This is a genomic window from Parabacteroides sp. ZJ-118 (genome assembly GCF_011038785.1).
GTDB lineage: Bacteria > Bacteroidota > Bacteroidia > Bacteroidales > Tannerellaceae > Parabacteroides.
Map to the genome: position 1 here is coordinate 16,708 of NZ_JAAKDT010000026.1, position 13,420 is coordinate 30,127.

Below are 13,420 nucleotides of genomic sequence, written 5' to 3' on the forward strand. Positions count from 1 at the left end.
GTAACAATTTTTTTAAATCGGCGCCCTTTTGTTACGAAAAATCAGTCACGATGCGATCATTTCAACTCCTTTACCTTGATATTGCGGAACGCTACCTCATCCCCATGATCCTGCAAGAGGATGTGTCCTTTCGAAGCCTCGCCGAAAGGACCACCCGAACTGTAAGACGGATCCGCGTATTTACTGCCCTTCACCAAATCACGGAACTCCTTGCTGCCACGCTCGTACTCCAATACCCTCACACCATTCAGCCAGTGCTCCACGTGGTTGTTCGGGAATACCTTCACCACGGCCGTATTCCACTCTCCTACGCCATTGAAGTGGATGTTCTCACTTTTCTTCAGATCATACAGGCTTCCAAGGGTACGGCTACCGGGGAAAGTCGTGTAAAGCTTGGCATCCGGATGCTTAGCGTTATCCAATAGCTGGAACTCCAAGCCATAAGCGGAGCCTTTTTGTTTCTCTTGTTCGGTCACGAAGTATTTAATACCGCTATTGGCTCCTTCGGTGATCTTAAAATCCACGCTAAACTCGAAGGCGGAATATTCACCCTCCGTAACGATATCGCCTCCGTTCGTAGACTCGCTACCGTCGGATTTCTGCACGATTAATTCGCCGTCTTTCACCATCCATCCGTGATCCGGGAAATCATCTTTATGCGCTCCACGCCAGCCTTTCGTTGTCTTACCATCAAAAAGGAGCACCCAGCCCTCGGCTTTCTCTTGCTCGGTTAATTGATTGATCATCGGTTCGGCTACGGCCGTTGTCTCTACTTTAGCTGTTTTTTCCGTACTTTGCGTGTTTTTTCCACCGCAGGCACAGAGAAGCACGGCGCTCATGGCGGTACAAGTTACTAGTGTCTTCATTCTTATTTGTTTTTTAATGTGTATAATCAAGTAATGTGTGCGTCCACAAATATAAACCTTTTTCCATAAATATTTATATACATTATCGGATTCGCTTTCTATTTGTAATACTTTTGCCGTACTTTAGCTCAAAAGTTTTAATTACATATAAAAGCTACACCGATTTCGATTGGTTTGAATACTATTAAGATTAATTTCGCGGCATAAAGTACATAAATAAATATTCTATGAGACAACTAAAGGCCGCCTTATTCGATTTTGACGGTGTAGTAGTAGATACGGAACCTGTTTACGATTTATTCTGGAACGATGCCGCTAAACGTTATGGCTTAGGTATCGATAATTTCGCTGGTATTATAAAAGGTACGACCCTACCGTATATTCTAGAGAAGTATTTTTCCGGATATACGGAGGAGTTCCGCCAAATGGTAATCAAAGAATCTACAGAGTATGAGAAGACGATGCCCTTACCTCCCATGCCTGGTTCCATCGAGTTCATCCGTATGCTAAAAGAACACGGAGTACAGATAGGCTTGGTTACCAGCTCGGATAACGCAAAGGTGAAACGAGCCTTCAGGCTTCTGCATCTGGACAATCTATTCGATACCTTAGTGACCGCCGACCGCATCACACAAGGTAAGCCCGATCCGATGTGTTATCTATTGGCGGCGAAAGACCTGAACGTATCTCCCGAGGATTGTATCGTATTCGAGGATTCTTTCAACGGCATACAATCCGGGAAAGACGCAGGAATGCGTGTCATCGGGTTAAGTACGACGAATCCGGCTGAATCTATAAGAGATGTAGTGTATGAGGTAATCCCCAATTTCGAGAAAGTCACGTTCGAGGATTACTTGAGATGGTAAGCATCGAGAAAAAGGAAATGAAGGAAACGCCCATACCGGCAATGAGCCACACCGGTATCGGAGAGAACCGGAAGCAGTACTGATGTAGCCCCACGGCAGTACTGCCGTGGGGCTGTGACGATATTGGGATCAGAAACTATATCCCACGCGAACACCCAGCATGGCTTGATCGAAATCCTTGATGATATTATACTTCACCTCCAATCCTATCGAAAGATTGTCTGTAGCATAAACCTCACCGCCTAAACCGATATTAGCTCCCAGACGAGTCTCGTTATGAGAAAGGCCATGGCCCGCATCCCAATTCCAAAAGGATAGACTAAGCCCCGCTAATGGATAAAATCCGAACATCTCACTCAACTTCACTACATAATGAGCATTCAAGTCGATCGCCCAAGTGCTGTGATTGTCATTCTTTACGAAATAAGTAAGGGAGGGGCTCAAACGCACCTCATCCGTGATACAATAGCGGTAATCAACTCCTAACGTGGCATTCTTCGAATCGAATCCATAACCGATGTTAAATCCCACGGCAGATTGTCCTTGCTGCGTCTGCGCATAAGCTCCCAGACTAAAGACTGCTAACATCAGCATCATTACAAACTTTTTCATACGCTTTCTTTCGTTTAGTTCAACATTAGATTATTACTGGTATTTATTTTACTTTCAGCCGATCGCCGGCACTCTTCACTATGCTACGGTAATAGTCCTCGTCATATCCGGGGAAATCGGGATAAGCGGGCTGGCCGTATGGATTACGCTTGAACTGTCCGTTCACCTCTTTCTTCACGTTTCCATCGATGTATTTTACCAGCAAATACTCACCCAATCGCTTCCAGCGGGCGGTAGCGGAGTCTGAATTGGTCATGCTATACCACGTTAAGAACCTGACAGCCTCCGCCGGATCCTTGGCATACAACTCCTGAGCCGCCTTATCGATAGCCGGTACGGTCTCTTGATAAGCATTCTCCAACTCCTGCTGTACTTTACGGATATCCTGAATCATGAAGCTATATTTGTGGTAAGCCATATTAGCCACCCAGTTATGAATCCAGAAAGCAGAAGTCCAAGAAAAGTTCAACAAATCACCGTTTCCTACCCGATAACACTCCGGGACATCCGTTACCGACCCATATACCGGAGTGAAGACCGCCATATCAGCGTCATCCACGGCAAACCACAAGATACCACCGATAGCGTCCGGCAACCAGTTACGCATTTGTGGAACAATCACGAAGCCCGTTTGTTGCGTCGCTATAGCACGTTCATTCGTATATTTCTGCCCGTCTACCTCGAATGTCATCGGTCGCCAACGATAAGGAACCTTGTACGAGCCTGCACCGGCATCTTTCGTCATATCCAGATCCGTTCCCTCGTAATGGTCGCGCATACCATTCTGCACATCCTGCACGGAAAGCTTACGATTCGGCTTCACATACAAAGGCATCGGCTCCTTGGAGGGATCCCCTTTGATGAAATCCGTATACTGATCCATCGTGGCGTTATATTTGCGGAAGAAAGACCATACACGAGCCTCGCATCCACGCAAGGCGCTGAAATCATACGGGCAATAAGCCTTGGCAAAACTAAAGTCAGCGTCCTTCCCCTTGAAATATCCTTTCTCACGCGCAAAGGAAACCACATCCGGCGCATACATGCAATTCTCCTTGTCGTCGAAGGGAATCTGTTGGATACGCGACTGGTTGGCATGCGCCGAGATGCAATCGTCCGGAATACGGATCGCGACCCAAACGGCACCTTTGCTGCCCGGCCCCTTACCGATCATCTCCATCACCCAAGCCTCGTTCTTATCGGCGATAGAGAACGTCTCGCCACTGCTGTAATAGCCATATTCCTTTACCAAGTCCGTCATAACCTTGATTGCCTCGCGGGCTGACTTGGAACGTTGCAAAGCAATATAGATCAAGCTACCGTAATCCATGACACCCATCGTATCCACTAATTCATGGCGTCCGCCGAACGTACTCTCCGTGATAGCCACCTGATACTCGTTCATGTTGCCCACTACGGAATAGGTCTTCTCCACTTGGGCGATCTTGCCCAGCGGTTTACCCGTATCCCATTCCTTCACTTCCAGCATGGCGCCCTTCGGCCATGTAGCGGCGGGCCAATGATACATCTCCCCATACAGGGAATGCGAGTCTGCGGCATAACTAATCATCACCGAGCCGTCTGTCGAAGCCTTCTTGCCCACCAGCAAACCGGTACAGGCGATAGCCTCCACCCCGGATAACAGGGCGGCACAAGCGGTTAATAAAGTCCAACTCTTCTTCATATAAATAAAGTTTTAAGCAAATAAAAGCATATATACACCGGCACCACTGCAATAGCCGATCAGCGCCAAGATAGAGAACCGTTTCGTATAATACATGAAATCGATCTTCTCCAATCCCATTACCGTAACACCCGTAGCCGAACCAATGATCAAGATGCTACCACCCGTCACGGCACAATAAGCCAAGAAGGTCCAGAAACCACCGTCCGATACGAAGAACTGGGCGTAAGTCGATAAATCGGCCACCTGCTCCACGATCGGGTACATACCCATCGTAGCGGCTACCAAGGCTACATTATCCACGCAGGAGGACAACGCTCCGATCACGAAGCTGATCAGATACGGCTCATGCACATGCTCATCCAAGAAAGCGGACATGATCCCTAACTGTCCGGAAGTCTCCAATGCTCCCACGGCCATCAAGATCCCCAAGAAAAAGAAGACCGTAGCCAAATCGATATTCGGTAATAGCTGGGAGATACGGAGTTTCTGAGACTCATGCATGTGCAGCTTGCTATACATCAAATCCGTATAGAACCAGAGAATCACCAATCCCAACAAGACACCCACAAACGGAGGCAAGTTCGTCGCCACCTGGAAAACAGGCACCAACGCCAAGGAAAGCACGCCGATCACGAAGATCATCCGGCGTGAGCGATTCGGTATTTCCGGCATGTACTCGTCGCCTTGCTCCTCCTCGCCCAACACACGCAAGGTAGATCCTTTCTTGAACAACCAGAAATGGGCGATCGTCAACGGCACCAACATATTGACCAAAGCGGGGATAAATACGTGGGAGATCTGGTGCATCGCCGAAATATTCTTTCCGACCCAAAGCAAGATGGTCGTCACGTCACCGATCGGCGACCATGAGCCACCGGCATTCGCCGCTACAATCACCATACAGGCATATTTCAAACGATCCGTACGATCCGGAACTAGCTTACGCAACACCGCCATGATCACGATAGCGGCCGCCAAATTATCCAATAAGGCAGAGAAGAAAAAAGTAGCGAAACTTATAGACCACAATAGTTTACGTTTATTCGACGTACAGATATATCCGGTAACAGCCCTGAAACCACCATGCTTATCCACGATATCCACGATCAACATGGAACACATCACGAAGAAAAGCGTCTCGGAGACGTTTCCTAAATGATAAACAATCGCACGATTAGATATAAAATTAATAAATTGTTCATGCGGGGGCAGGCTGGCCATCTCCGGGTTCCGGGTCAAGAACTCCTGAAAAATCGTACTGGAGCGTTCGACGAAGATATCGTAAGCGTCGAACATCAATATCATCCACATAGAGACAGCCATGAACAACGCAATGGCCGACTTATTAATCTTGATCTTATCCTCCAAGGCAATAGCAAGGATTCCTAAGACAAAAACGACAGGCATTAAAATGAACATATGATCAGGATTTTAATTGTTTATACAGAAGTTGTATCTCCTCCTCCCAAAGCGCCTCGTCCGGGGTCTCTAGGATTAAGGGCATATTGTCAAAACGGGGATCCACCATGATCATGCGGAAAGTATCAAGACCCATCAAGCCTTTACCAATACTCTCGTGTCGGTCCACACGCGATCCCAGATCCTTCTTGGAATCGTTCAAGTGCATACCCCTTAAATAAGAAAATCCGACCACCTCGTCGAAATGACGGAATGCCTCGGTAAATCCCTCCGGTGTCTTTATATCATAACCGGCGGCAAGCATGTGCGCCGTATCGAGACACACTCCCACCCGGCTCTTATCCTCTACCTCATTTATAATATAGGCGATCTGCTCGAAGGTATATCCCAAGTTCGAACCTTGCCCCGCCGTATTTTCTATCACGGCACATACGTCATTCGTCTGAGCCAACGCGATATTGATCGACTCGGCGATGCGGGATAGGCAGGCATCCACATCCATCTTCCCCAAATGGCTTCCGGGATGGAAATTCAGCATGTTCAATCCCAGTTGCTCGCAACGTGTCATCTCATCCAGAAAAGCGTCACGGGATTTCTGCAATCCCTCAGCGTCCGGGTTCCCCAGATTGATCAAATAGCTATCGTGCGGCAAGATACATCCCGGATCGTAGCCGTACTCCTCACACCGTTCCTTAAATAAACGGATACTGTCCGCCTTCAACGGCTGCGACTTCCATTGCCTCTGATTCCGGGTGAAAAGGGCAAAAGCCTTCGCACCGATCTCATGGGCATTAACGGGGGCATTCTCAACCCCACCGACCGCACTCACGTGAGCCCCAACATACTTCATAATAACCTGACTTTTTTATTTATATAATGTTCATCCTCTGTCTTACACCCACAGCAACCAAACTCCTCCATCACACGCTCTTGCAGGGTGATGAGTCGGCCGGGGCTCGTCCGTAAAGATACTCTTCATATCTCAAAAACAACATTTATATGCTTTTTATTGTTCAAAGTTAACAAAAAAGCCGGCTCTTGAAAGGAACCGACTCTATAAATATCACAAAAAAATACTCAACACGACTTATTCCTCGATCTCCGGCTGAAGAAAATCCACGAAGCAAAGGGCGGCCAACGCCGTTCCATAGCGTTTCTCGATCGTGATTCCCTCGGTGATAAAGTTAAGCTCTCCAAGATAGTACTTACCATACGTCTTCTGATGAAGATCGTTGATAACACGGATCAGACGAGACTCAAGCTCCTCGATGCGGTAACGTCCGCTGACCTCACACACAAGACCACCGACCTTCTCATCGAAATTCTCATCCTTATACATCCACGCGTAAACCACACCAGCAGACACGAACTCATCCTGATACCCATGGGATACAGCCATGATCGTTTTCATTTCTGAACCAAATGGAGGAAGGTCTAACTCATCCATGGTTGCCAAATGTGCCGTAGCGGGTATCACTGACGAATACGTCATGATATTGAAATCAGAGATACCGGCGTCATAAAGAGCCATGTGGTAAGAACCGGCGTGTTTCTCCAAGTCTGATTCACCACTTCCTTTTGTAATAAAAAAGGTGTTTGGAATTAAATTCCCAACTTTCTTTACCATCTACAAATATGTTTTACTAATTAATAAAAGCTTAAGAGCGCACAAAAGTAGAAACTTTCGCGATATATAGCGTATAGTTTTCCCTATAAAACTCTAGCCGCAAACATATTTTCACTAAAAATCATCGCCAGACCTAAAACTTTCATTTCCCCGGCTCTGTTTATATAGCAAATCAACATCAAAAACCAAAAGACAATGCTTACACTCTGTTTAAGTTTATTATTAATGATCACAAACAGTCAAACAACAGTTAAAAAAGAAGAAGTTATGAAATTTGAGTTAATCCGGTTACCGTACGCAAACGACGGTTTAGAACCAGTTATCAGCAAACAAACAATTGATTTCCATTACGGAAAACATTTATCAAACTATGTAAATACCCTTAATAAGCTGATTGAGGGTACGAAATTCGAGAACGCTCCGTTGGAGCAGATCGTCCGTGAGTCTGACGGAGCCATTTTCAATAATGCCGGCCAAGTGTTGAATCACAATCTATATTTCACCCAATTCTCCCCGAACGGAGGTGGCGAGCCTACGGATAAGCTAGCCGAGGCTATCAAATCTACGTGGGGATCGTTCGAGAACTTCCAGAAAGAGTTCGTGGCTGCCGGTACAGGCTTGTTCGGATCAGGATGGGTATGGTTGGCTAAAGACAAAGACGGCAAACTTTCAATTACCAAAGAGCCCAACGGTAGTAACCCGATCGTTAAGGGATTGACTCCGATCCTGGGATTCGATGTATGGGAGCATTCTTACTATTTGGATTACCAGAACCGCCGTGCAGATCATCTGAACGCATTGTGGGGGATTATCGACTGGGAAACCGTTGGTAAGAGATATTGATTTAATTTGATGTAAGTTACGTGTAGAGAAGAGCCGCCCGGAAACTTTCCCGGACGGCTTTTTCGTCCCCTTTTGAAAAAACGCCTCCAGCTATTGCTTTGTAAAACATTATTACTACCCTCACATCCGCAAACGATCTCCTTACTTCACAGCGAAATTATACTCGAAAGTATATTTATAAGAGCTTTCGGTTCCTCCGTCATTCTCATCGATAGTCATACCCGTTATGTAATCCCCCACGGTAGTATAGGTGTATTTGTACTCAGCTTTCACCTCGCTCTGGTTAGGAATCGTATACGTGTAGGCACGGATCGGAAGATTCCGGTTCTGGACACCGTATAACAAGTTCAGAGGGGTTACGGACTCAAAGCCAACTGGCGAGAAAGAACCGATCACTCGCAGAGGAAAGTTCTTAGGAGCCTCCACCACACTATACTCGTACCTCATCTCCCGGCTATCCAATGATTGGGCATATAGAATCACATTGCCATCCTCCCATGTATATTTCTCGTACTCCGGATAACTTCTCTCCTCATATCCCGTCCCAAACTCTTTCGGCCAACGTGCATTCCAAGAAGTCAACACCCAATTCGAGCCCGAATAACGATAGAAATACTCATCGCTTACATAGATCTCATTACTGGCGTATGAATTCTCTTGAGTGATTCTCTTACTTGTGATTACATTTCCGCTTAAGGTATACTCCTCTATGATCTCACCCGAATGAATGCCTGTGACAGATAATTTACCCTCCGAATAAATAAACAATAACTTATCCACTCCCAAATTTATATTTGAGATCTTACCATCGCTCATATAATTGATATCAGCGGTAAAAAGCGGGCTTGAAGATCCGTCTTTATAACAAGAAACTTTCGTTAGCTTATTCAATTCTGGAACAACGGGATCGTCATCATCTCCGCAGGCCGTCAGACCAGCAGCCCCTATTAGTAACAAAAATAGATACCTCTTCATCATTCTCTCATGTTTTAATCTGTTACGGCAAAAATAGAGCTTTTAAATGAATAACCACGAAAGTAACCTATTTTAAGTATTCCTGTTTGAAAAAAAGCTTCTAAAATCGTAGTTTTGCACCAGCAATATCAAAGATAACAATCTATCTCAAAATAGTTTACAATAAGTAATAATGTAAGACAAACAATATCTAAAATTTAATAACATGAAAATGAAACAACTGACAGTAGCGGTGATCACCCTCCTACTCACCGCCTCTTGTAGTGAAAAACAACAAGATTACCCTTTCCGTAATCCAGATCTTCCCTTGGAGGAACGTATTGACGACCTATTATCCCGGCTGACACCGGAAGAGAAAATCGGCCAAATGATGAACGTAACCCCCGCTATCGAGCGTCTGGGAATCCCGGCCTACGACTGGTGGAATGAGGCTCTTCACGGTGTGGCTCGTGCCGGACGTGCGACCGTATTTCCACAAGCGATCGCTATGGCGGCTACCTTCGATGATAACGCCGTTCACGAGACCTTCACGATGGTCAGCGATGAGGCCCGTGCCAAATACCATCAATACCAAAAAGACAAGGAGTACGACCGTTACAAAGGTCTTACTTTCTGGACCCCGAATATCAACATCTTCCGTGACCCTCGTTGGGGACGGGGTATGGAGACCTATGGAGAGGACCCTTACTTGACCGAGAAGATGGGTGTAGCCGTAACCCGTGGCTTGCAAGGTGATGATCCTAATTATTACAAGACACACGCTTGCGCCAAGCATTACGCCGTACACAGTGGTCCAGAATGGAACCGCCACGAATTCAACGCAGAAGCTACCCCTCGTGACTTGTACGAGACCTATCTTCCGGCTTTCGAGGCATTGGTTAAGGAGGGCGATGTACAAGAGGTCATGTGTGCCTATAACCGTTTCGAGGGTAAACCTTGCTGTAGCAGCGACAAATTACTGATCGATATCCTGCGTAACAGTTGGGGGTACGACAATATCATCCTGTCTGACTGCGGCGCTATCGATGATTTCTGGAGGAAAGACAAAAATACACCTCGCCATGAGACACACCCAGACGCCGAGAGCGCATCCGCCGACGCCGTATTGAACGGCACCGATCTGGAATGTGGTGGTAGCTACCGTGCGTTAAACAAAGCCTTGACCGATGGCAAGATCTCGGAGAAAGACTTGGACGTATCCTTACGCCGCCTACTGAAAGGCCGTTTCGAGCTAGGTATGTTCGATCCGGACGAGCGGGTTCCTTATTCTAAGATACCTTACAGCGTAGTCGAGAGCCCGGAGCATATCGCCAAGGCACTGGATATGGCACGTAAAAGTATCGTTTTGTTGAAAAACAAGAATAATACACTTCCCTTGGACAAGAATATCAAGAAGATCGCCGTAGTCGGACCGAACGCAGCAGACTCTACCATGTTATGGGCCAACTACAATGGCTTCCCGACCAAGACCGTCACGATCGTGGAAGGTATCCGTAATAAAGTCCCGAACGCAGAGGTTATCTACGAGCTGGGTTGTAACCATACCGCCGATTTTGTCGTGACAGACCTAGGTAGCCACATGTCTTCCACGGCGGGACAGGGTTTCGCCTCCGAATTCTTCAACAATACCGAGTTCGAGGGTGCTCCCGTCTACAAAGGATTAGCGAAAGAACTTCATTATACCACCGGAGGCAACACCCAATTCGCTCCAAACGTAAACTTGACGAACTTCACGGCTCGCTTCACGGGCGAGTTCGAGTCTCCGATGGATGGTCCTGTCGAGTTCAAACTATCCGGAAATGACGCTTTCCGGCTGTATATCGGTACGGAGAAGGTTGCCGAGGTATGGGAAAACGAATATGGAGCGGAAAGACTCTATACGCTAAACGCTAAGAAAGGAGAGAAATATCCCGTGAAGATCGAATATATGCAACGCACGGGTAGTGCGGACCTGAACTTTACAGTAGGCGTACGCACACCCGTAGATTTCCAAGCTACGGCCGACAAGGTTAAAGACGCTGAAGTCATCGTATTTGTAGGTGGTATCTCTCCACGTCTGGAAGGTGAGGAAATGCCGGTAGACGCTGAAGGTTTCCGAAAGGGCGACCGCACGAATATCGAGATCCCAGCCGTACAAAGGGAGATGGCCAAAGCCTTGGTAGCCACCGGAAAGCCTGTGGTATACGTGGTATGTACGGGTAGTGCGTTGGCGTTGAATTGGGAGAACGATCATGTAAACGCTATCCTGAACGCTTGGTACGGCGGACAAGAAGGTGGAACAGCCGTGGCCGACGTCTTATTCGGAGACTATAATCCGGCAGGACGCTTGCCGATCACGTTCTATAAATCCATAGATCAGCTTCCGGACTTCCAAGATTACAGCATGAAGGGCCGTACCTATCGTTACATGACGCAAACTCCGCTTTATCCGTTCGGTTACGGCTTGAGCTATACGACATTTGATTATAAGAACGCCAAGTTATCAAAGGATAAGATTGCTTCCAACGAATCGGTTACCCTCTCCTTCGATATCGCCAATACAGGCAAGATGGATGGTGACGAGGTCGCTCAGATCTACATCAAGAATCCGAACGATCCCGCCGGACCGTTAAAAGCGATGAAAGCATTCAAACGTGTCAACGTGAAGGCTAACAGCGAACAATCGGTTAGTATCCAGTTGGAACCGAAAGCTTTCCAATCTTTCAATGACAATACACAAACCATGGAAGTTCGCCCGGGTAAATACCAAATCCTATATGGAGGTTCATCAGACGATAAAACACTGAAAAAGGTCCATTTAGAGATTGAATAAAAAACACTGTTATCTTCATGGCTGAACACTACTGTGTTCAGCCATGAAGATAATGATCAAAATTCTTTAATCAGGAAAGACGGATTGACACGCATGTAAACCCCTGCCGTAAAACTCGTGGCACTTCCCATCGGTTGTTTTACTCCATCCGCATCATTCATATCTCCGGAGAGATGGTGAAAAACATCCACATCCACTCCTATCGAGAAGCCTTTCGCCAGTTGCCGGGAATATTCCATCCCCAGGTAGATCATCCGCGGATGGTCGAACGTAGCCCTCTTGTCTATCATCGAAGCTGCCCCGAAAAACGGGCTACCAAACATAGAGATGAAATCCTTGCAAGTCCAATACGATGTCTTCACCCGAAAATCATATATATCCGCAGAAGCACGGGCATACAAGCCATATCCGCTATCAAAAGGCCAGATCTCTCCCGCCTGCTGATAATAACCGGTAGCATCCAGTTCCACGTTCACGCTCCTGAAAATACGATGACCTGTATTCCATACACCTCCGATACCGATCGCCCCATTCATCAAGGTTTGCACGGAATTGTTGAAGATCGTGTCAATCTCGCCTCCTCTGTGCTGCACCAATCCTTGCACCGGCGTATAGAAATGGAAACGGGAAGTCGGTTCGTTGTACTTTGCCCGTGAAGAGATCCCGACGGTAAACACCTCTTGATGCACATCCTCCCGGAAAATAAAGCTCTGCCAATTCACCCACACATCCAAGTCGAAAGCCTTCGAGTCATATAACAACTGCAAGCCAGCCTCAGGATCGCAAGTCAAATTTAATTCCGGATTATAAAGGGGATCTATCAAATTATGGTTAGAAGCGCCGTAAATATTTCCCAGCACGATGTTCACATGATCCGAGAGAGTCATCTGCGCCCGGAAATAGGGCAACACATGTACCCCTTTTTGGTATTGGTTTCCCTTCCAATAGGCAATATCCTGATAAGCCATGCTCGGATATTTATTCGCCCCATGGTAGATCAACAGATGGACACCCGCCTCCAATTTGATATTCCGCAAGGGATAATAAACCGCTTTACCCTGTACCCAGAGCCCTGGCAACGAATACCCTTTGGTAAATTGACCTGTATATTCGTTATCCTTGAAGAAGCTGATATTATCCAACTCCACGGACAACTCCCGGGCCTTCTCCGGGTCGATATGATAATCTGTCTTATAGACATGATCCACGATCTGCGCTTTTAGCGAAGGAGGCACGTCCCCCAACCCCATCAAGCAAAGACCCACAATGAGGCTCCTGACTCCTATATTTTTCATCTCTCTTAAAATTTCTCGCGAACATAAGCAAAATACGCACAAAAAAGAAAGCGAGGAAACGGAAGTTTTCACCTCGTTTCCTCGCTTTTTCGTCTTATTTTAAAAATTTCTTCCTTCTAAAATTCAACGTCTGGGAATCGCTTCTTTAACAACCATCTGACGACCTTCGTACTCAGCTTGATTCAACTCCTCGATAGCTTTTTGAGCCTCGACAGCGTTAGGCATCTCAGCGAAAGCGAAGCCCTTAGAACGTTTTGTGTCACGATCAACAATGATTTTAACTGAGTCTACGACACCATACTCTTCCAGAATCTGTTGCAAGTCCGATTCTCTTACCCGATAATTCAGGTTTCCAATGTAAATATTCATACGAAAATGATATAAAAAATAAAGATTAATAATAAAACAAGGATGGTTG

Annotated in this window: 12 protein-coding genes; 3 read left to right on the forward strand and 9 right to left on the reverse strand. The window is 46.5% G+C overall.

Annotation, left to right across the window (positions count from 1 at the left end; translation table 11 throughout):
* Positions 1 to 56: 56 nt before the first annotated feature.
* A complete protein-coding gene (locus G7Y39_RS08425) occupies positions 57 to 866 on the reverse strand; it encodes a DUF1080 domain-containing protein (protein ID WP_165156874.1) in 810 nt (269 codons plus the stop codon).
* 227 nt (positions 867 to 1,093) lie between these two features.
* Between G7Y39_RS08425 and G7Y39_RS08430 the strand changes: the two genes are divergently transcribed.
* Positions 1,094 to 1,732: an HAD family phosphatase gene (locus G7Y39_RS08430; protein WP_165156875.1), complete on the forward strand. Its 639-nt coding sequence runs from the start codon at positions 1,094 to 1,096 to the stop codon at positions 1,730 to 1,732.
* A gap of 129 nt (positions 1,733 to 1,861) precedes the next feature.
* On the opposite strand, the gene G7Y39_RS08435 is transcribed toward G7Y39_RS08430, so the two are convergent.
* From G7Y39_RS08435 to G7Y39_RS08455, 5 genes are all read right to left on the reverse strand, one after another.
* Positions 1,862 to 2,344, reverse strand: a complete 483-nt coding sequence (locus tag G7Y39_RS08435) for a porin family protein (protein ID WP_165156876.1) — start codon at positions 2,342 to 2,344, stop codon at positions 1,862 to 1,864.
* Positions 2,345 to 2,387: 43 nt separating this feature from the next.
* Positions 2,388 to 4,028 carry a dipeptidase gene (locus G7Y39_RS08440; protein ID WP_165156878.1) on the reverse strand — a complete coding sequence of 547 codons (1,641 nt, stop codon included), beginning with the start codon at positions 4,026 to 4,028 and terminating at the stop codon, positions 2,388 to 2,390.
* A 12-nt stretch (positions 4,029 to 4,040) separates the two neighbouring features.
* On the reverse strand, positions 4,041 to 5,450 hold the full coding sequence (nhaD, locus tag G7Y39_RS08445) for a sodium:proton antiporter NhaD (protein WP_165156880.1): 1,410 nt from the start codon (positions 5,448 to 5,450) through the stop codon (positions 4,041 to 4,043).
* A gap of 4 nt (positions 5,451 to 5,454) precedes the next feature.
* Positions 5,455 to 6,300, reverse strand: coding sequence for a deoxyribonuclease IV (gene nfo, locus G7Y39_RS08450; protein ID WP_165156882.1), 846 nt, complete (start codon positions 6,298 to 6,300; stop codon positions 5,455 to 5,457).
* A gap of 237 nt (positions 6,301 to 6,537) precedes the next feature.
* Positions 6,538 to 7,077 carry a pyruvoyl-dependent arginine decarboxylase gene (locus G7Y39_RS08455; RefSeq protein ID WP_005856730.1) on the reverse strand — a complete coding sequence of 180 codons (540 nt, stop codon included), beginning with the start codon at positions 7,075 to 7,077 and terminating at the stop codon, positions 6,538 to 6,540.
* A 195-nt stretch (positions 7,078 to 7,272) separates the two neighbouring features.
* Here G7Y39_RS08455 and G7Y39_RS08460 point away from each other — a divergent pair, with 195 nt between their 5' ends.
* A complete protein-coding gene (locus G7Y39_RS08460; RefSeq protein ID WP_165156884.1) occupies positions 7,273 to 7,920 on the forward strand; it encodes a superoxide dismutase in 648 nt (215 codons plus the stop codon).
* A 141-nt stretch (positions 7,921 to 8,061) separates the two neighbouring features.
* Here the strand turns inward: G7Y39_RS08460 and G7Y39_RS08465 are convergent, their stop codons facing one another.
* Positions 8,062 to 8,895 (reverse strand): DUF5032 domain-containing protein, encoded by an 834-nt coding sequence (locus G7Y39_RS08465; RefSeq protein WP_165156912.1) that lies wholly within the window; start codon positions 8,893 to 8,895, stop codon positions 8,062 to 8,064.
* 205 nt (positions 8,896 to 9,100) lie between these two features.
* Between G7Y39_RS08465 and xyl3A the strand changes: the two genes are divergently transcribed.
* Complete coding sequence (xyl3A, locus tag G7Y39_RS08470) at positions 9,101 to 11,707, forward strand: xylan 1,4-beta-xylosidase (protein ID WP_165156886.1); 2,607 nt, start codon at positions 9,101 to 9,103, stop codon at positions 11,705 to 11,707.
* A gap of 56 nt (positions 11,708 to 11,763) precedes the next feature.
* On the opposite strand, the gene G7Y39_RS08475 is transcribed toward xyl3A, so the two are convergent.
* Together G7Y39_RS08475 and G7Y39_RS08480 are read right to left on the reverse strand one after the other, a co-directional pair.
* Entirely contained in the window at positions 11,764 to 13,002 is a 1,239-nt protein-coding gene (locus G7Y39_RS08475) for a hypothetical protein (protein WP_165156888.1), read from the reverse strand.
* A 123-nt stretch (positions 13,003 to 13,125) separates the two neighbouring features.
* On the reverse strand, positions 13,126 to 13,371 hold the full coding sequence (locus G7Y39_RS08480) for an RNA-binding protein (RefSeq protein WP_165156890.1): 246 nt from the start codon (positions 13,369 to 13,371) through the stop codon (positions 13,126 to 13,128).
* Positions 13,372 to 13,420 lie beyond the last annotated feature (49 nt).